This window comes from Brevibacillus sp. YAE8, assembly GCF_057543335.1.
Genome location: NZ_BAAIYG010000014.1, coordinates 54,766 through 72,210, shown reverse-complemented (window position 1 = coordinate 72,210; position 17,445 = coordinate 54,766). Strand labels below are relative to the sequence as shown.

The 17,445-nt window shown below is 55.6% G+C and carries 20 protein-coding genes; 16 read left to right on the top strand and 4 right to left on the bottom strand.

Annotated features, from left to right (window positions below; all coding sequences use genetic code 11):
- Positions 1-134 precede the first annotated feature (134 nt).
- The 3 genes from AC27IT_RS16720 to AC27IT_RS16710 form a co-directional block, all read right to left on the bottom strand.
- Positions 135-449 carry an ATP-binding protein gene (locus AC27IT_RS16720; RefSeq protein WP_242507447.1) on the bottom strand — a complete coding sequence of 105 codons (315 nt, stop codon included), beginning with the start codon at positions 447-449 and terminating at the stop codon, positions 135-137.
- 30 nt (positions 450-479) lie between these two features.
- Entirely contained in the window at positions 480-998 is a 519-nt protein-coding gene (locus tag AC27IT_RS16715; RefSeq protein ID WP_487091926.1) for a HAMP domain-containing sensor histidine kinase, read from the bottom strand.
- A 115-nt stretch (positions 999-1,113) separates the two neighbouring features.
- A complete protein-coding gene (locus AC27IT_RS16710; RefSeq protein ID WP_487091925.1) occupies positions 1,114-1,626 on the bottom strand; it encodes a hypothetical protein in 513 nt (170 codons plus the stop codon).
- A 334-nt stretch (positions 1,627-1,960) separates the two neighbouring features.
- On the opposite strand from AC27IT_RS16710, the gene eutL reads away from it, so the two are divergent.
- The 15 genes from eutL (at position 1,961) to mdh (ending at position 14,675) form a co-directional block, all read left to right on the top strand.
- A complete protein-coding gene (gene eutL, locus AC27IT_RS16705) occupies positions 1,961-2,611 on the top strand; it encodes an ethanolamine utilization microcompartment protein EutL (RefSeq protein WP_005827509.1) in 651 nt (216 codons plus the stop codon).
- A gap of 35 nt (positions 2,612-2,646) precedes the next feature.
- Positions 2,647-3,138 (top strand): BMC domain-containing protein, encoded by a 492-nt coding sequence (locus AC27IT_RS16700; RefSeq protein WP_005827511.1) that lies wholly within the window; start codon positions 2,647-2,649, stop codon positions 3,136-3,138.
- Positions 3,138-4,631 (top strand): acetaldehyde dehydrogenase (acetylating), encoded by a 1,494-nt coding sequence (locus AC27IT_RS16695; RefSeq protein WP_007777369.1) that lies wholly within the window; start codon positions 3,138-3,140, stop codon positions 4,629-4,631. The genes AC27IT_RS16700 and AC27IT_RS16695 overlap by 1 nt, the downstream gene beginning before the upstream one ends.
- 42 nt (positions 4,632-4,673) lie before the next feature.
- Positions 4,674-4,961: an ethanolamine utilization microcompartment protein EutM gene (gene eutM / locus AC27IT_RS16690; RefSeq protein ID WP_005827515.1), complete on the top strand. Its 288-nt coding sequence runs from the start codon at positions 4,674-4,676 to the stop codon at positions 4,959-4,961.
- A 6-nt stretch (positions 4,962-4,967) separates the two neighbouring features.
- On the top strand, positions 4,968-5,747 hold the full coding sequence (gene pduL, locus AC27IT_RS16685; protein ID WP_005827517.1) for a phosphate propanoyltransferase: 780 nt from the start codon (positions 4,968-4,970) through the stop codon (positions 5,745-5,747).
- Positions 5,748-5,763: 16 nt separating this feature from the next.
- Positions 5,764-6,582: a hypothetical protein gene (locus AC27IT_RS16680; protein ID WP_007777362.1), complete on the top strand. Its 819-nt coding sequence runs from the start codon at positions 5,764-5,766 to the stop codon at positions 6,580-6,582.
- A 4-nt stretch (positions 6,583-6,586) separates the two neighbouring features.
- The gene (locus AC27IT_RS16675; protein WP_005827520.1) at positions 6,587-6,874 is read left to right on the top strand and encodes a EutN/CcmL family microcompartment protein; all 288 of its coding nucleotides are present in this window, start codon (positions 6,587-6,589) and stop codon (positions 6,872-6,874) included.
- Between the two features lie 2 nt (positions 6,875-6,876).
- Positions 6,877-7,218, top strand: a complete 342-nt coding sequence (gene eutS / locus AC27IT_RS16670) for an ethanolamine utilization microcompartment protein EutS (protein WP_005827522.1) — start codon at positions 6,877-6,879, stop codon at positions 7,216-7,218.
- The gene (locus AC27IT_RS16665) at positions 7,215-7,658 is read left to right on the top strand and encodes a EutP/PduV family microcompartment system protein (protein WP_005827524.1); all 444 of its coding nucleotides are present in this window, start codon (positions 7,215-7,217) and stop codon (positions 7,656-7,658) included. Before eutS ends, AC27IT_RS16665 begins: the two co-directional genes overlap by 4 nt.
- 74 nt (positions 7,659-7,732) lie before the next feature.
- Positions 7,733-9,193: a sensor histidine kinase gene (locus AC27IT_RS16660; RefSeq protein WP_007777360.1), complete on the top strand. Its 1,461-nt coding sequence runs from the start codon at positions 7,733-7,735 to the stop codon at positions 9,191-9,193.
- A complete protein-coding gene (locus AC27IT_RS16655) occupies positions 9,159-9,755 on the top strand; it encodes an ANTAR domain-containing response regulator (RefSeq protein WP_429777001.1) in 597 nt (198 codons plus the stop codon). The genes AC27IT_RS16660 and AC27IT_RS16655 overlap by 35 nt, the downstream gene beginning before the upstream one ends.
- 155 nt (positions 9,756-9,910) lie before the next feature.
- On the top strand, positions 9,911-11,371 hold the full coding sequence (locus AC27IT_RS16650; RefSeq protein ID WP_005827530.1) for an ethanolamine ammonia-lyase reactivating factor EutA: 1,461 nt from the start codon (positions 9,911-9,913) through the stop codon (positions 11,369-11,371).
- Between the two features lie 20 nt (positions 11,372-11,391).
- Complete coding sequence (locus AC27IT_RS16645; RefSeq protein WP_026557593.1) at positions 11,392-12,753, top strand: ethanolamine ammonia-lyase subunit EutB; 1,362 nt, start codon at positions 11,392-11,394, stop codon at positions 12,751-12,753.
- 20 nt (positions 12,754-12,773) lie between these two features.
- Complete coding sequence (gene eutC, locus AC27IT_RS16640; protein ID WP_005827534.1) at positions 12,774-13,697, top strand: ethanolamine ammonia-lyase subunit EutC; 924 nt, start codon at positions 12,774-12,776, stop codon at positions 13,695-13,697.
- A 36-nt stretch (positions 13,698-13,733) separates the two neighbouring features.
- On the top strand, positions 13,734-14,675 hold the full coding sequence (gene mdh, locus AC27IT_RS16635) for a malate dehydrogenase (RefSeq protein ID WP_005827536.1): 942 nt from the start codon (positions 13,734-13,736) through the stop codon (positions 14,673-14,675).
- Between the two features lie 148 nt (positions 14,676-14,823).
- On the opposite strand, the gene AC27IT_RS16630 is transcribed toward mdh, so the two are convergent.
- Positions 14,824-16,113, bottom strand: a complete 1,290-nt coding sequence (locus AC27IT_RS16630; RefSeq protein WP_007777346.1) for a haloacid dehalogenase-like hydrolase — start codon at positions 16,111-16,113, stop codon at positions 14,824-14,826.
- Positions 16,114-16,426: 313 nt separating this feature from the next.
- On the opposite strand from AC27IT_RS16630, the gene AC27IT_RS16625 reads away from it, so the two are divergent.
- The gene (locus tag AC27IT_RS16625) at positions 16,427-17,371 is read left to right on the top strand and encodes an aminopeptidase (RefSeq protein ID WP_081414726.1); all 945 of its coding nucleotides are present in this window, start codon (positions 16,427-16,429) and stop codon (positions 17,369-17,371) included.
- The last annotated feature ends 74 nt before the right edge of the window (positions 17,372-17,445 follow it).

Genomic DNA, 17,445 nt, shown 5'->3' with positions numbered 1-17,445 from the left:
ACGCGTCTAAAGCAGGCAAGCGGCGCAGTCTGCCAGACGCGCCGCATTTTTGGGAGGTGGGCATTCTCGGTCATGCCAAGATGCGAGTAACGCGCCTGGCGGTTTGTTTTTGCTTGCTGCCTTGTTGCCTGCGGTCATGCTTTCCCGGCAGGGGGCGTGGCGAGCGTCAGGCGGAAGGTAGTGCCCGCCGGACTGCTCTGCACCAGCTCTACCTCGCCGCCATGCGCCCTGGCGAGCAGGCGGCAAATCGTCAGGCCAAGCCCGAGGCCGTGCTTTTTCTTCCGCTTGCTGTCCCCCCGGTAGTACCGCTCGAAAATGAACGGGGCTTCTTCAGCGGGAATGCCTTTGCCGTTGTCGATGATGTCGAGGATGAGCTTGTCGGTTTGCCGGGCGACCACTTCGATGCGCGTCGCTGCTGCGGCCACGCTGTTGTTGAGCAAATTCAGCAAAATTTGTTTGAAATGCGCGCTGTCTCCGATTCAGACGATTTCCGGCTGGGGCAGCGTGATTTCGATGGCGGTTTCGGCAAAGGCAGGCAAGGTGCCGACTTGCGCGACGACCTGCTCCAGCAAGCTGGCGAGCTTGATTTCCTGCTTTTCCGCGTAGACAGCGCCTGCCTCCATCGAGGAAAAGTCGAGCAGGTCGTTAACCATCGTCTGCAGCCGCTTTGCTTCATCCATGCTGATCTGCATGAACTCGTCGGCATCGGGGCCTTTGACGACCCCGTCCTTTACAGCCTGTATCATCCCGCGAATCGACGTCACCGGGGTGCGCAGCTCGTGGGAGACTCCGGCCAGCAAGTCTGTGCGCATCCGCTCCAACTGCCCCAGCCGCTTGGCCATGTCAGCGAACGGGGAGACGAGCTGGCTGATCTCGGCTTCTTTGACCCGGGTGGAGTCGGGCAGGGCTGGCTCGTAGTTGCCGGAAGAGATTTGCTCCGCTGCCAGCGCCAATTGGCGAAGCGGCTGCGTAAGCGAACGCGACAGGACGTAGACCAATCGCCCAGCCGCAAAGCGTAATGATCCCGATCGAAACCATGATTGTGATGTACGTATGCACCAGATCGTTGTTGAGGCGGGTGCTGACGTAATACGTTCCCGCCACTGTGTTTTGCTAGTAGTACGGCACCCCGACCCGCAGCCATGTGGCGTCTTTCAGCGTGATGATCTCGCGCGTTTCTTGGCGGATGTCGGCGGGCTGGACAGGGGCAGGCAAGGTGACCGCAGTGCTGGCGAGAGCGAGATTTTCTTCCAGGCTGATCGCCGGCAACGCCGCGCTGTTTGCGGTAGCGTCCGCCAGCTTCACCATTTTTACGGCTACAGGCGCTTTGTCAGAGTCCGCCTCTGTCGCGGGAACTGCGAGTGTCAGCGCCGCTTTCATAAACTTGCCTTCTTTTTCAAGCTGCTTGAGCAGTTCGTCCACGGAGATGCCTTTTTCCTTTGCCATCTGCTCCAGATTAATGACCGGCTGCATTGGCACTTGTATGCCGTCGTTTTGGACGGTAACGGTTTTGGCAGGGAAAGTCGCGACAGCTTTTTGCACTGTGGATTCATCTGCGGCAAATGCAGAGCCTGCCATTGCGGATACGGCCAGAGCGATTACGGACATTGCGAGTTTCTTTTTCATGAAAAATTCCTCCTTGGGGTTTCGGTTTGTTTTTTGTTTGTGCCAGCTTGCGGGCTTGCCCGTCCCGGCTACACAACCAAGATAGCCAGGCCGTGTGTCCGTCAAATGACCGGAATATGGAAAAGTCGTGGAATACCGAAAACGCTTGCATTTTTTCTTGCCTTGTCATACATTAGAAGCAGGAATAAGATCGCAGAATTGGCGTGAATCTTATCCGAACAAGTGAATAGACAAAAGGCAAAGGTGCCCTTGAACACGAGTCTTGTTCTTTCGTGTTTAGGCACCTTTTTTTGCGTTTTGAAAAGGGAAGTTGTCTGAAAGGAGTGTGACACGCATGGAAAAACCAATTCGAGCGACGCCGCTTGCGATCCGAATGATTCCCAACGTCGATCCACAATTTGCGGAGAAGCTGAACCTGCCTTCCCATATCCGCAGTGTGGGGATGCTGACATCCACCATTGACGATGTGGGCTATACAGCCATTGATGAAGCGACGAAAAAGGCAGCAGTCGAAGTGATTTACGCCAAGTCGTTTTACGCAGGCTCTGGGCACGCTTCCGGTCCGTTGTCCGGCGAGTTCATCGGGATCATCGGGGGAGCGACGCCATCAGAGGTACAGAGCGGTATTGATGCAGCCGTTGCCTTCATGGAAAGCGGAGCATGCTTTTACTCGTTGAATGAAGAGGGGACGCATGCGTATTACGCACATGTCGTGTCGCGGACGGGCAGCTACTTGTCTGGGCTTGCCGGCATCAGGGAAGGGGAGCCGCTCGCCTATCTGATCGCTCCGCCGCTTGAGGCCATGTACGGGATAGATGCCGCTCTCAAGGCAGCAGATGTACAGATGGTGCAGTTTTTTGGCCCGCCCACGGAAACCAACTTCGGGGGAGCGCTGCTTACAGGAAGCCAATCGGCATGCACCGCAGCAGCCGCTGCCTTTGCCGACGCAGTAAGAAGCGTCGCCCGACAGCCAGTCAAACGATAAAAGGGATTTTCCCTCTTGAAGGGGAGGAAATGTAAATGCGCGCTCATGCATACTCACTGGGCATGATTGAGACGCTGGGCTTGCCCGCGCTCATCGCGGCCGCCGATGCTGCTGCCAAAGCGGCAGACGTCAAGGTCGTTACTTATGAAGGCGCGGATGCAGGGATTGTGACCGTGTACGTAATCGGAGATGTTTCTTCGGTTCAGGCGGCTGTAGACGCTGGCGCTGACGCAGCAAGACGCGTCGGACGGTTGCTGCACTCCCACGTCATCCCGCGTCCTGATGAGAATGTTCCCAAAATGATTAAAAATCTGATGCGTTCGGAAGCGAAGGAAGAAGCCAAGCCACAGCCTGCACAGGCAAAGGCAGAGCCGACGCTGGCGGAGCAATCGATCAACGACTTGCGCAAGCTGGCCCGCTCGATTGCGGACTTCCCGCTTTCGACCAATGACATCAATACGGCGAAGAAAGAAGACCTGATTCGCCTGATTGAAGAAAAGCAGCAAGGCGGAGGTGACAAAGCCTAATGACACTGGACGCTGATTTGTATTCCATTCAGGAAGTGCGCACGTACCTCGCCCAAGCGAAGGAAGCGCAGGCGAAGCTTGCTACCTACACCCAGGAGCAGATCGACCGGATCATCGCTGCCATGTCCAAGGCTGGCGTAGAGAATGCCGAGCGATTGGCCGCTCTGGCGGTTGAAGAGACTGGCTTCGGAAACGTTCCGGACAAACGGATGAAAAACTTGTTCGCTTCCCAGGATGTGTATGCTTCTATCAAAGATGTGAAGACCGTAGGCATCATTCGCAAGGACGAAGAGAACAAGGTGTGGGAAGTGGCGCAGCCGGTCGGGATCGTGGCTGGTATCGTGCCGTCGACCAACCCGACATCGACCGTTATTTTCAAGTCGATGATCGCGCTCAAGGCGCGCAACGCGATTGTCTTCAGCCCGCACCCGTCGGCAGCCAAATGCACGCTGGAAGCAGCGCGGCTGATGGCACAGGCCGCTGTGCAGGCTGGAGCGCCGGAAGGCTTGATCCATTGCGTTAGCAAGCCGACGCTCCCGGCTACAAACGAGCTGATGAAGCACAAGCTGACCAACGTGATTCTCGCAACAGGTGGTACGCCAATGGTGCGGGCTGCGTACAGCTCCGGAAAGCCTGCTTACGGTGTCGGACCCGGAAACGTTCCGGTCTACATCCACCACAGCGCTGACCTCGCTGCCGCTGCCAAGCGCATTGTGCAGAGCAAGACCTTTGACTACGGCACCATCTGCGCCTCGGAGCAGGCACTGGTGGTCGAGGAAGCGGTCAAGCATCAGATGATTGCCGCTTTGAAGCGCGAAGGAGCGTACTTCCTGGACGAGAACGAGAAGGCAAAAGTAGCCGCCATCATCATGGTGAACGGCTCGCTCAACGCCAAAATCGTCGGCCGCTCCCCGCACGTCATCGCGCAAATGGCAGGCATCTCGATTCCGGCCGAAACGCGCGTGCTGGTGGCGGAAGAGACTGGCGTAGGCAAAGAGTATCCGCTGTCCGTGGAAAAGCTGGCGCCGATTCTCGCTCTCTACACCGTTCAAGGAGACAACGAGGCGTTTGCCCGTTGCCGCGAGCTGCTCACGCACGGCGGCTTGGGCCACACCGCAGGGATTCACGCACAGGATGAAAACATCATCGCATCTTACGGCCAGGCGATGCCGGCTTCCCGCATCCCGGTCAATACCGGAACCACCTTCGGGGGCATCGGGGCCACGACTGGCGTGCAGCCGTCCTTTACGCTCGGATGCGGTTCTTTCGGGAACAACATCACATCCGACAACATCGGTCCCAAGCATCTTTTCAACATCAAGCGCGTCGCTTTCGGCGTAAGAGAAATGCCTGAGTCTGCGCCAGTGCAAGCTGCACAAGCGACAAAGGCAGAGGAAGCCGTGCTGCAAGCAGTCTCTTCGCTGAACGTCGGCTTGAGCCGCGAAGAGATCAAAAACATTATTAAATCGGTTTTAACAGAAATGACGTCGTAAATTAGTAAAAATTTGTCCATATAATTAAGGAGGAATAAAAAAATGGCTGGAGAAATGTCCGCATTGGGAATGGTAGAAACAAAAGGTCTGGTAGGAGCAGTTGAAGCTGCTGATGCAATGGTAAAAGCAGCGAACGTAAAACTGATTGGCAAAGTACACGTAGGTGGCGGTCTCGTAACAGTCATGGTACGTGGTGACGTAGGTGCAGTAAAAGCTTCCACGGACGCAGGCGCCGCTGCTGCCGAAAAAGTAGGCGAGCTCGTATCTGTACACGTCATCCCACGCCCGCACGGAGACATTGAACTGATCCTGCCTAAGCTCGAAGGGTAATCCCCTATGGCAGTTATTACAGAAGCATCTTTGCGAGCCATGCATAAGACAGGCATCCCAAACCCCTTTCTCCTGGAGAAAGGGGATAAAATCACACCAGCAGCGGCAGATTTCTTGAAAGGAAGAGGGATTCAAGTGAAATCTTTTGAAGAACAACAGCAGCAACCTTCCACCAATCAAACTGCCGGGGCCGTACAGGAAATTCCCCTTGGCGTTTCCAATCGCCACGTTCATTTGTCGCCAGCCGATGTAGAGAAGCTGTTTGGCGCAGGACACCAATTGACGCCGATGCGCGATCTGTCGCAGCCTGGCCAGTTCGCTTGCCAGGAGACGGTGACCATCGTCGGGCCAAAAGGCAGCATTCACGGCGTGCGCATTCTCGGACCGGCGCGCGGAGCGACGCAAGTGGAAATCTCCCGCACGGACGGATTTACGCTGGGCGTGCATGCCCCTGTGCGGATGTCTGGAGATATTGAAGGAACACCGGGTCTGGTACTCGTAACAGCAAAAGGCACAGTCGTATTGGACAAAGGTGTGATTGTAGCCAAGCGGCACGTTCACATGTCGCCTGCGGATGCCGAGCAGTTCCAGGTGAAGGACGGCGACACGCTGATCCTTGCGACGCAGAGTGACCGCCCTGTCATCTATCCGGATGTGGTCGTTCGCGTACATCCACAATTCGCGCTCGATTTCCACGTCGATCTGGATGAAGGGAATGCCGCCAATTTGAAAACGGGCGACCGGGTAAAAGTGATCGGCAAAAACGGCCAGTTTTACTCCGGCTAACGGAGGTAGAGCTTTGATGGACATCAGAGAAATGGTGGCATCGATTACGAAAGAAATTTTGCTTTCCATGAATGCAGAAAAGAAACCGGAAGCGCCTCGTGTCCTGTATGTCTTTTGCGACAGCCAGGCACATGAGGCATTCCAGGATCATTTTATCCACCTGAAAAACCACGGGATTTGCCACGACATCCTTTTCCTGGACGGGGAAACTTCCTCCTGGCTGGGGATGCACAAGATCGAATGCGGGGGAGCAGGCAAAATTCTCACAGCGGATGAGTATGCTCCCGCCCCGTTGGAAGTGCCGAAAGATTACGCCGGGATCGTCATTCCGGAGATTGATCTGGACAATGCGGCGCGAATCGCCTCCGGCCTGAAAGGCACGATCAAGGCAGAAATCGTCTTCTCCGCACTGGTGACAGGCAAGTTCGTCATCGCAGGTTCCGACGTGCCGGGCATCAAGCGCGCCGACCGCCGCACCCTGCAAACGTTGACGCTGACGCCAGCATACGACAGGCTGTTCCTGCGTCATGTCGAGGCGATGAAGGAGCTTGGCGTGGAGTTCGTGGAGCAGAAACGCTTGGCTGACCGCGTCGTTTCCAAGCTGAAGTCCCAACTGCAAAAAGCAGAGGCAAAGCCTGAGCAGCCGACCTTGACGGCCTTGGACGAGGCAGAAGCGGTGTTCTCCGGCAAGCTGCTGACGGCTGACTGGATCAAATCCCAGCCGGAGTTGCGGGATACGACCTTGCATGTGAAAAAAGGAGCGATTGTCTCTCCGCTGGCTTACGACAGCATGAGAGAGCGCGGCATTACGGTCAGCTATTTAGGAAAAGGGTGATCGCATGTTTTTGGGAAAAGTGATCGGCAGCGTTTGGGCAACCCAAAAGGAAACCGGCATGGAAAATCTCAAGCTGATGGTTGTCCAGCCCATTGACTGGCGCGGCGAAGAGAGCGGGCAAACCGTCATCGCAGCAGACCGGATCGGGGCAGGGATCGGCGAGCAGGTCATCGTCTCGCGCGGGACGCCTGCCCGTATCCTTTTTACTGGCAACAGCGTGCCGATCGATGCGATCATCGTGGGCATCGTCGATTCGTTTGAGGTGCCGGGTGCCGCAGGAGGAGAGGGATAGCGATGGAACAGGAACGTTCACGGGTCATACAGGAATTTGTCCCAGGGAAACAGGTCACGTTGGCTCATGTGATCGCAAACCCTGACCCTATGCTCTATACCAAGCTGGGGATCAAGGAGGCCGGAGCGATCGGCATTCTGACCCTGACGCCGACGGAAACGGCCATTATTGCTGCCGACATCGCAACGAAGGCAGCAGGTGTCGAGCTTGGGTTTCTCGATCGTTTCACAGGTTCACTGATTGTCGTGGGGGATGTCTCTGCTGTAGAGATGGCAGTGGACGCGGTCAATCAGGTGCTGAGCGAAAAACTGCGGTTCACACCGGCATTGGTGACGAAATCATGACAGGCCGTGTCATGATTATCGGGGCCATCGAAGCGGGCAAGTCTTCTCTGGTCAAAGCGCTGTTCAACGATGAACAGCCGGCCAGGAAGACGCAAGCGCTGGAATATCGGGACTGGGTGATCGACACGCCGGGCGAGTACAGCGAAAATCCGATGTTTTACCGCACCCTGATGGCAACCGCGCTGGAGGCGACCATCGTGGTGATGGTCCAGGATGCCACACGCGAGCGCAACTACTTTCCCCCGGGCTTCGCGCACGGCTTTCCCCAGGCGTGCGTAGGAGTCATCACCAAGGTAGATCACCCCGCTGCCGATGTGCAACGAGCGGAAGGCTTTTTGCGCCAGTCGCTGGGCGACGCGCGAATTTTTCGGACGTCCTCCTACACCAGTGAGGGAGTGCCGGAATTGCGCGCGTATTTGCAAGAAATGGTAAGCGAATAAGCCTCTTTCCGCCGTAGCGAGTCTGTGAGAAAATGAAGGCAATATCAACTCCTAGCAGGTGAAAAGAGGTTCGCATGCAATCCATACGGGAACTGTGCAAAGCGTCTACGATATTGAGTGAGGACGACATCCAGATCGTGGAGGACCTCGCTTCCAAATTGCAGATTTTTGCCGATCTGTCGCAGGCAGACATGTTCATCGACTGCCCGACAGTAGACCGAAGTGCTGCTTTGGTGGTCGCGCAGGCCAAGCCTAGCACCGCGCGATCCATGTACAGCGGCTCCGTCGTGGGGCATCTGGCAACCGCGATCAACGAGCCTGCAGTCATGTACTGCCTGACTACAGGAAAGCCGGTGATCGGGTCGAGAGGTGTCTCGCAGGAGCAGGTCGTCATGCGTCAAAGCGTCGTGCCGATTACAAACGCCGAGGGCAAAACGATCGGGACGCTGATTACCGAGCAGGATATTTCCAAGCAGGTCGAACAAGAAAAAAATGTCGAGATGCTCAAGGAAACGACCGAACATCTGAGCGAGACGCTGATTCAGTTCGCAGTGCCTGATATGCCGATTTCTTCACTTTTGCATGAAGGCATGATTTTGTTTGACCAGAGTGGGATCATCACCTACGCCAACGGGCGCGCCCACAAGCTGCTCTCCTTGATCGGCTTTGAGAGACCGGACAAGGGAGTGAGCATCGAACGCATTTTTTCCTGGCGAGTTTCCCCGGAAAACTTCGTGCGTCACGGGGGCTACATTCAGGATGAGTTGTCAAAAGGAAAGCATTTTATCATGATGAAAGCGGTTTCGTCCGTGCGCAAGCTCGACATCATCGGAGGCATCATCTTGCTCCGGGACATTTCGGACATCCGCGAAAAAGAAAAGCAGTTGATGATTAAGTCGGCTGTCATCAAAGAGATTCACCATCGCGTGAAAAACAATTTGCAAACGATCGCAAGCCTGCTGCGCCTGCAAATGCGGCGTTCGCAGTCGAACGAGATCGAGAAAGTCTACCGGGAAAGCATCAACCGGATCAACAGCATCGCCATTATTCACGAATATTTGGCGCAGGACGGTCTGGAGCAGATCGACTTCAAAGAGATTTTAACCAAAATATCGAAAATAATCGTCTCTTCCATGAGACGTTCAGAGCAAGCTATACACGTCGTCGTGACGGGAGAATCCGTGTACCTGCCGTCCAACAAGGCGACATCCTTTGCCCTAATCGTCACGGAGCTGATTCAAAACTGCATGATCCACGGATTTCGCGAGCTTCATGAAGGGCGAATCTCCATTGCGCTCGTCTCGAAGGAGGATTTCGTCAGCCTGTCTGTCACGGATGACGGGGTGGGCATTGAGGACATGGAGCATATTCTCAAAAAAGGTCACCTTGGCTTGAAAATCGTCGACACGCTCGTCAAGGAAGACCTGGAGGGAACGATGCATTTCCGTAACACAGGCAACGGAACGGAAGTTACCATTCTCTATCCGATCCAGAAGGAGGATGAAGATGACACAGCCGAAGATTATGGTGGTTGACGACGAGCCGATCATTCGCATGGATTTGCGCGAGATGCTGGAAAACGAAGGCTATCAGGTTGTGGCCGAGGCGAAAAACGGGGAAGAGGCGGTCGAACTCGCTCATCGTCACAAACCCGACCTCATTATCATGGATGTGAAAATGCCTGGCCTTAATGGCATCAAGGCAAGCGGGATTATCCGCTCCTTTTCGGACTGCTCCATCCTTCTTTTGACCGCGTACAGCCAGAAGGAACTGGTGATCGATGCGCGGAAAGCCGGAGTGACGGCTTATCTGGTAAAGCCCGTATCCGAGGATGACCTGATTCCGGCTGTGGAGATCGCGCTCAGCCAAAAGGAAAAAGTCGTGTCGTTGAAGAAAGATATTAGCGATCTGAAACAGAAGATCGAGGATCGAAAATGCGTGGAAAAGGCCAAAGGCAAACTGATGAGCGCACTCTCCCTGGAGGAAGAGGCCGCTTACAAATGGATGCAGCAAGTAAGCATGCAACGGCGCATGCCGCTTGTGAAGCTCGCCGAGGAAATTCTCGCCGGCGAGGAAACGCTGTTTTCCCAAGGCTGATTTTCCTGACCGATAAACAAATGCGGGAAACGAAACAAGTAGATAGCAAGCAAAGCAAAGGCGCTTGAGTCAGACCGGAAGCGATTTTTTCGGCTGTTCAGGCGTTTTTCTTTTGCGGCCTTGTCTGGCACGCCAATGGTTCAAGGAGGTTCACGATGGATGAACAATGGATCCAAAGCGTCGGCATCGATGTAGGAACGAGCACGACCAAAATGATCGTCAGTCGTCTGCGCCTGGGGCGCATGTCCAGCACCTTTTCGCTGCCGCGCTACCAGATCGTGGAGCGCCAGTTGCTGTATGCGAGTCAAGTGCATTCCACTCCGCTGCTCGGGTTCGATGAGATTGACGCGGAAGGCATCGGGGCGATTTTGCAAGCGGAGTACGAAAAAGCACAAATCAGTCTGTCGTCCATCAAGTCGGGGGCCGTCATCATCACCGGGGAGACGGCCAGCAAGAAAAACGCGCAACACATCGTGCATTTGCTGGCAGAGCGATCCGGCGATTTTGTAGTGGCAACGGCGGGGGCAGACCTCGAAGGCGTGCTGGCAGGCAAAGGCGCGGGTGCGGAAAAACGCTCGCAAACGCTGCAAGGAACGATCGTCAACGTGGATATCGGCGGCGGTACGGCCAATGCGGCTTATTTTCAGCGCGGCCGAGCGATTGCGACAGTGACCTTCCACGTCGGCGGCAGGCTGATTCGCCTGGATCGGGAGGACGTCGTCACCTACGTGTCGCCAAACATTCAGGAATGGCTGAAGGCAAAAGGCTTGCGCATCGCGGTCGGGCAAAAAGTCGGACTGCCAGAAATAACAGAAGTGGCCCAGCAGATGGCCCGCAGCATGCTGGATTATTTGACGGGCAAAGAACGGCACGTATCGGGCTTGCTCGTCGTAGGGCCGCATTTGCGCGGGGAATTTCCGGTAGAAGAGCTGACCGTCTCCGGCGGGGTCGGACAGTTGATGACGGGACCGCCCGTGAAAAGCATGGCAGATGTCAGCCGCTACGGCGATTTTGGTCCGCTGCTGGGCTATGTGCTGCAGCAGGAGCGGGAAAAAGGAACGTACCCGGTGCGCTGGCTCGATCCGGAGCAAACCGTGCGAGCCACCGTGATCGGGGCTGGAATGCAAAGCACGGAAATCAGCGGCTCGACGGTGCATATCAAGCCGGAGCTTTTGCCGATTAAAAACATTCCGATTCTCAAGCTGGAGCTTACCCAGGAACAACTGTCGGACCCGGCGCGGATTCATCAGGAGGTAGCGGCGATCTACCAGCTCGGTGAACGGCTTTTTGATAAAACAACAGGCATCCCGTTCGCGCTCGCGATCTCAGGCATCGGCTATTGCTCGTATGCGCTGCTGCAAACGATCGCTCAGGAGCTGTCGGACCAATATCGGCATTATTTTGCCGAGAGCCGGACGATGGTCGTCATCTGCGAGACAGACATGGCCAAAGCATTGGGGCAGGGACTGGCACTGCGCTGCAAGGGAGAGCCAGAGATTATTTGCATCGATCAGGTGCGGGTGGAGTATGGCGATTATATCGACCTGGGTGAGCCGATTTCGGGAACGATTATCCCGGTCGTGGTAAAAACCCTCGCTTTTGATGAGAAGGCGTAACGTACAAAGGGGTGGACGAAATGAACACGAAAACGACTGTGCTTGGACAGACCTATCAATTTCGCGATTTGAAAGAAATTTTCGCGAAGGCAAACGAAGACAAATCCGGCGACCAACTGGCTGGAATCGCCGCTTCCGATTCCCGGGAACGCGTTGCTGCCAAGCAAGTATTGGCTGATCTGACGTTGGCCGACATTCGCAACAACCCCATGCTTCCTCCGGAGGAAGACGAAGTATCCCGCGTCATTGAAGAAGGCATCAACGAAAAAATTTACAACGAAATCAAAAACTGGAGCGTCGCCGAGTTGCGCGAGTACATTTTGAGCCACGAGGCGGGCGACAACGAGATCAAGCGCATCAGCCGCGGCTTGTCCAGCGAAATGATCGCGGCTACCGCTAAGCTGATGAGCAACCTCGACCTGATTACGGCTGCGGCCAAAATTCGCGTGGTGACTCACTGCAATACCGCGATTGGTCAGCAAGGCGTACTGGCATCGCGGGTTCAGCCCAATCACCCGTCCGATAGCGTACAAGGCATCAAGGCATCGCTGTACGAAGGACTCAGCTACGGAATCGGCGACGCGGTAATCGGAATCAACCCGGTTATTGATACAGCGGACAGCGTCAAGGATATTCTCAACATGACCAAAGAGGTAATGGACAAATGGGCGATTCCGACGCAAAACTGTGTACTCGCTCACGTGACCACGCAGATGCGCGCCATCCGTCAGGGGGCGCCTGCCGACCTGATTTTCCAAAGTCTTGCGGGCAGCGAAAAAGGCAACAACGCCTTCGGGATTGACGTCAAGCTGCTGGACGAAGCCGACGAGCTGATGCGCAAGGAAGGCACTTCCTACGGGCCGAACTTCTGGTATTTTGAGACGGGCCAAGGCTCCGAGCTGTCCTCCGAGGCGCACTTCGGCATCGACCAGGTGACGATGGAGGCGCGCTGCTACGGTCTTGCTCGCAAGTACAACCCGTTTATCGTCAATACGGTAGTCGGCTTCATCGGACCGGAATATTTGTACGACAGCCGGCAAGTGATCCGCGCCGGGCTGGAAGACCACTACATGGGCAAAATGCACGGGCTGCCGATGGGCTGCGATGTCTGCTACACAAACCATATGAAGGTTGACCAGAACGATATGGACAATCTCGGAATTTTGCTATCGGCGGCAGGGGTGAACTTTGTCATCGGGGTGGCGATGGCGGACGACGTCATGCTCAACTATCAATCGACCAGCTTCCACGATATTGCCGCGTTCCGCGAGGTTCTCGGCCTCCGTCCGGCACCTGCTTTTGAAAAGTGGCTGGAAAAAATGGGGATCATGGAAAACGGCAAGCTGACGCCAATAGCAGGCGATCCGACAATCTTCATGTAAGAAGCGGGGGTGTATGAGGGATGGAACAACAATTGGATTTTTTGGTAGACAAAGTGGTGGCAGAGCTGCAAAAAAAGCTGACCGAGCTGGGCGAAAAAGCGCCTGAGCCAAAAGCGGCAGCAGCGGCGGACGCGAAAGCCGGGGCACAGCAGGAAGCAGCTCCGGCACCAATGGCTTCCCGCCCGCAGGAGACACACGCCGCGCCAGCGGAGCCGGAGCGAACAGCGCAAATCCCGAATCCGAAATGGAAGGAAGGGCTGGATGAGTTGTTGGCCAGCACGCCTGCGCGGATCGGCGTATGGCGTACAGGGGTAAGACCGCTGACGAAAACGATGCTGCAACTCCGCCGCGACCACGCAGCGGCAGTCGATGCCGTCTACGGGGAAGTCAGCCAGGAAGTGCTCGACCAGTTTTCCTTGTTCACGGTAGAAACCCAGTACGACAACACCGAAAACTATTTGAAGCGCCCGGACATGGGACGCGTTCTCACCGAGGAAGGCGTGCGCTTGCTTCAGGAGCGTTGCCAAAAGAAGCCGCAGGTACAAATCGTCGTCTCCGACGGCCTGAGTGCCAGCGCGGTCGACGCCAACCTGAAAGACGTGCTTCCCTCCTTGATGGACTCGTTGAAAAGCTACGGCCTGAGTTGCGGGACTCCGTTTTTTGTCAAAGGCGGACGCGTCGCGAGCATGGACCATATCGGCGAGATTTTGGAGCCGGAAGTGCTGGTGCTGTTGATCGGAGAGCGTCCGGGTCTGGTTACGGCCCACTCCATGAGCGCCTACATGTGCTACCGTCCGCGCAAAGGAATGGTAGAGTCCGAGCGCACGGTAATTTCCAATATTCATCGTCAAGGGACGTCGCCGATCGAGGCAGGCGCCCACATCGGTACGATTCTCTCCAAAATGCTGGAGCAAAAAGCAAGCGGTGTGAAGCTGGTCTTGTAACATATGTGGGAAACGACACGACGAGGAGGAACTACCATGACATTCCGCAGAAAAAAAGTAGCCGTCATCGGCAGCGGCTTTACCGGAGCGACAACGGCGTTCATCATGGCGCAAAAAGAACTGGCTGACATCGTTTTGGTCGATATTCCGCAGCTTGAGAACCCGACCAAAGGAAAAGCGCTGGACATGATGGAGTCTTCGCCGGTGCTCGGCTTTGATGCCAACATCACCGGAACGTCCGACTACAAGGATATTCAAGGCTCCGATATCGTCATCATTACAGCAGGGATCGCCCGCAAGCCAGGCATGTCCCGCGACGACCTGGTGGCGACGAACGCGGCTATCATGCGTTCGGTAGCGGAGCAAGTGAAAATTTACGCGCCAAACTCCATCGTACTCATCCTGTCCAACCCGGTAGATGCGATGACCTATACGTTCTTCAAAACATCCGGCTTCCCGAAACACCGCGTCATCGGTCAATCCGGTGTGCTCGATACGGCGCGCTTCCGCACGTTTGTCGCCATGGAGCTGAACGTCTCCGTGGAAGACGTGACAGGCTTCGTGCTTGGCGGACACGGTGACGAAATGGTGCCGCTGTTGCGCTACTCCTACGCAGGCGGCATCCCGCTCGACAAATTGATCCCGCAAAATCGCCTCGATGCCATCGTCGAGCGCACGCGCAAAGGCGGCGGCGAGATCGTGGCCCTGCTCGGCAACGGCTCCGCCTACTACGCGCCTGCGGCCGCCCTGGTGGAAATGGCGGAAGCGATTCTGAAAGACAAGAAGCGCATCCTGCCGTCCATCGCTTATCTCGAAGGCGAGTACGGCTACCACGACCTGTACCTCGGCGTGCCTACCTTGTTGGGTGGCAACGGCATCGAGAAAGTCATCGAGCTGGATCTGACTGCCTCCGAGAAGGCAGCGCTGGACAAATCGGCTGACTCTGTTCGTGCTGTATTGAAAGTAGCGATGCAATAACAGCGTGTGATAGAGGGAAGCCCTGCCACCTGCACTTGGCGGGGCTTTTTCTCATGGGCGTGGAATGGGCTTGGGCTAGGCAAAAAAATGGGCTGAACAGAAAAAAACGCCTGCTTGTACGGGCGGTTTTTTCTCGTTTCTAGCTCGTTTATTTGGAGATCAACTGCGGCTCTTTTTCGCCCAGCCGAATGGTCGACTCGCTCGGAATCCACATGCCGGTGTTTTCGTCACGGCCTTGCAGGACAACCGTTGGGCTGGCTTTGCCGAGCTGCTCGGCGGCTTTGGCTGCCTGCTGGCCGATTTTGCCGCCTTTGACGCGGTTGACGACCAGGGCGAGCTGTACGCTGTCCAACTCGGTCATCATCTCAAAATCACCGTTGCTGTCGCCCGCGATAAAGATCGGCCCATAGCCGTATTTTTTGACCAGCACGCTCTCGATTACTTCTGTTTTGCCGTGCCCGACAGTGATCGGGTAATCTGGCTGGTACACGTTCGTAATCAGCCCGTTTTCCGTTTTCAGCCGCATGCCGATGATGTTTTCCGATGGCAGGTTGTAGCCGTATTTCGGCAGGGTGGCGAAAACGCGCACCACGTCCTCGAGCGAAGCGGACACGACGTAGACGTCAATGCCGTTTGCGCGCAGCGTGTTCATCAGGTTCGCCACTTCCGAAGTCAGGCGCAGCCCGGTTGTGTGGGAAGCTTTTACTACGCCTGCTTTGCCTGCCAAAGCTTTCGGGCTCGTCCAGGTTACTTTTTCAATCGCCATGCCCAGGCTCGCATCGTTGGAAACCTCGGCAAGCTGATGAACCTCGTCGATCGTCATGTTGGTGAACAGGTAGAGCACCCACGGATAGCCGATGGTGTTGCTGTGTGTGTCGTTGATCGCTTCGTAGAGAAAATACAGCTTCGCTCTGAAGTCGGCGAATTGCTCTGTTGCCTTCACTTCCTCCAGCGTTTTGCTGCCTTTGAGCCCTTCGTAATTTTGGTACAGGTAAGTGTAGTCGGCAACCAGGTCGCTTGCGATCGCGTCGAGAGTGACAGGTTTGCCGTCCACGTTTTTATACGCATCGGAAAAAGGCCCTTCCGGCACGTTGGTGCGAATCACCTTGCCGAACTCTTCCGGCGTGAGCTTGTAGGCGAGGTGGTTGATCTGGTAGACAAAGAGGGCTTCTTCCGTATCGTGCATGATGCTGGTGTTGTCCCAGTCAAAGACGACATACGGCTTTTTGGCCGCGTTGTAGGCAGGATTTTTGCTGCCGTTTTTCTCGATCAATGCGTTGACAGCCTGATAGGTGGCAGGTGCCCATTTCCCCTTGTCGAACACTTGTGGAGCTGGTGTTGCCGCGTGCGCCAAGACAGGCAGCGACGCTGCGAGCAGTGCAGCGGCCATCAACAGCGTCAGCGACCAAAAGCTGCGCTTTGCCAGTGTGTGAGACATTGTTGTCATCCCCTTTTCTTTCTGAGATTGTCAGGAACCCCAAATGAAAACGCTCTCATTTTTCGGGAAGTTGGCCCCAGGCAAAAAAACAGGGCCCTTCCCGGCGCTCTATCACAAGCGCAGAAAAAGACCCCGTTGTCTTTTGCGTTTTTATTTGTACATTCATCATACTAAATCCGAAGAAAAAATCAAGAAAATTTCGCCAGTTTCTTCGCGAGCAGGAGTGGCAGCAAAAGAAAGCGAAGACAACATGGTTTGCAGGATCGTGATGGACATAATGATAGAGAGAAAGAGGCAGAGGATGATGAATCGGATGAAGCTGATAGAGACGAGCAAGGCTATTTTGACAAACTGCATGGCACTTCAGGCGAACGAAGCTTTTTTGGTGGTCGCGGACGAGCCTAAGCAAGAGCTTGGCGAAGTGCTCTTCGAGGCTGGCAAGCAGCTCGGGGCAGAGGCGATGCTGATGGTGATGAAAGAGCGGGAAAAATCAGGCCAGGAGCCTCCGGCGGCTGTAGCTGCGGCGATGAAAAGCGCCGATGTGGTCGTGTGCGTGACCGAGCATTCCTTGACGCATACAAAAGCGCGAAAAGAAGCGGCGGCCAACGGCGCAAGACTCGCCACCATGCCGAGTATTACGGCCGACATGTTTTTGGAGGGCGCGATCTCTGCCGACTACGCGCAAGTAAAAGTGCTGACGGAGAAAGTGACCGAACTGCTGACCGCAGCCAGCACCGTTCGCATCGAAAAGGCGGGCAAGTCGCTCACTTTTTCCATCGCTGGACGCAATGGCGTGCCGAGCACAGGCATGTACGTCAATCCAGGCGAATCGGGCAACCTGCCGTCGGGGGAAGCTTACGTGGCGCCGCTGGAGGGAACGGCAGAAGGGCAAATCGTGGTGGACGGCTCGATTTCCGGGATCGGCAAAATCGACTCGCCGCTGCTGCTGACGATTGAAAAAGGGCGGATTACCCACGCCGAAGGCACGTCCGCCGAGCGGCTGTTGCAAATTTTGGGCGACCAGGACGGACGCATGCTCGGCGAATTTGGGATCGGGACGAATGACAAGGCGCGGATTACGGGAGTCGTGCTGGAGGACGAGAAGGTGTACGGAACGATTCACGTGGCCTTCGGCAGCAACAATACGTTCGGCGGAACGATTGTGGCAGGGGTGCACATTGATCTGGTGGTCAAAGAGCCGGATGTTTACTTGGACGATACATGCATCATGAAAAACGGGAAGCTTTTGGGGCAGTAACCGACCCGGTCCGGGGCCCAGGATGAATCCCGGGAGGAAATGGTGTAAAATGGGAGATATCCTGTGAGGGTGGA

Bases quoted from the DNA above. Each gene is read 5' to 3' on its own strand.
- AC27IT_RS16710 (WP_487091925.1), bottom strand. From the start codon at position 1,626: ATGAAAAAGAAACTCGCAATGTCCGTAATCGCTCTGGCCGTATCCGCA.
- eutL (WP_005827509.1), top strand. From the start codon at position 1,961: ATGGAAAAACCAATTCGAGCGACGCCGCTTGCGATCCGAATGATTCCC.
- AC27IT_RS16700 (WP_005827511.1), top strand. From the start codon at position 2,647: ATGCGCGCTCATGCATACTCACTGGGCATGATTGAGACGCTGGGCTTG.
- AC27IT_RS16695 (WP_007777369.1), top strand. From the start codon at position 3,138: ATGACACTGGACGCTGATTTGTATTCCATTCAGGAAGTGCGCACGTAC.
- eutM (WP_005827515.1), top strand. From the start codon at position 4,674: ATGGCTGGAGAAATGTCCGCATTGGGAATGGTAGAAACAAAAGGTCTG.
- pduL (WP_005827517.1), top strand. From the start codon at position 4,968: ATGGCAGTTATTACAGAAGCATCTTTGCGAGCCATGCATAAGACAGGC.
- AC27IT_RS16680 (WP_007777362.1), top strand. From the start codon at position 5,764: ATGGACATCAGAGAAATGGTGGCATCGATTACGAAAGAAATTTTGCTT.
- AC27IT_RS16675 (WP_005827520.1), top strand. From the start codon at position 6,587: ATGTTTTTGGGAAAAGTGATCGGCAGCGTTTGGGCAACCCAAAAGGAA.
- eutS (WP_005827522.1), top strand. From the start codon at position 6,877: ATGGAACAGGAACGTTCACGGGTCATACAGGAATTTGTCCCAGGGAAA.
- AC27IT_RS16665 (WP_005827524.1), top strand. From the start codon at position 7,215: ATGACAGGCCGTGTCATGATTATCGGGGCCATCGAAGCGGGCAAGTCT.
- AC27IT_RS16660 (WP_007777360.1), top strand. From the start codon at position 7,733: ATGCAATCCATACGGGAACTGTGCAAAGCGTCTACGATATTGAGTGAG.
- AC27IT_RS16655 (WP_429777001.1), top strand. From the start codon at position 9,159: ATGAAGATGACACAGCCGAAGATTATGGTGGTTGACGACGAGCCGATC.
- AC27IT_RS16650 (WP_005827530.1), top strand. From the start codon at position 9,911: ATGGATGAACAATGGATCCAAAGCGTCGGCATCGATGTAGGAACGAGC.
- AC27IT_RS16645 (WP_026557593.1), top strand. From the start codon at position 11,392: ATGAACACGAAAACGACTGTGCTTGGACAGACCTATCAATTTCGCGAT.
- eutC (WP_005827534.1), top strand. From the start codon at position 12,774: ATGGAACAACAATTGGATTTTTTGGTAGACAAAGTGGTGGCAGAGCTG.
- mdh (WP_005827536.1), top strand. From the start codon at position 13,734: ATGACATTCCGCAGAAAAAAAGTAGCCGTCATCGGCAGCGGCTTTACC.
- AC27IT_RS16630 (WP_007777346.1), bottom strand. From the start codon at position 16,113: ATGTCTCACACACTGGCAAAGCGCAGCTTTTGGTCGCTGACGCTGTTG.
- AC27IT_RS16625 (WP_081414726.1), top strand. From the start codon at position 16,427: ATGAAGCTGATAGAGACGAGCAAGGCTATTTTGACAAACTGCATGGCA.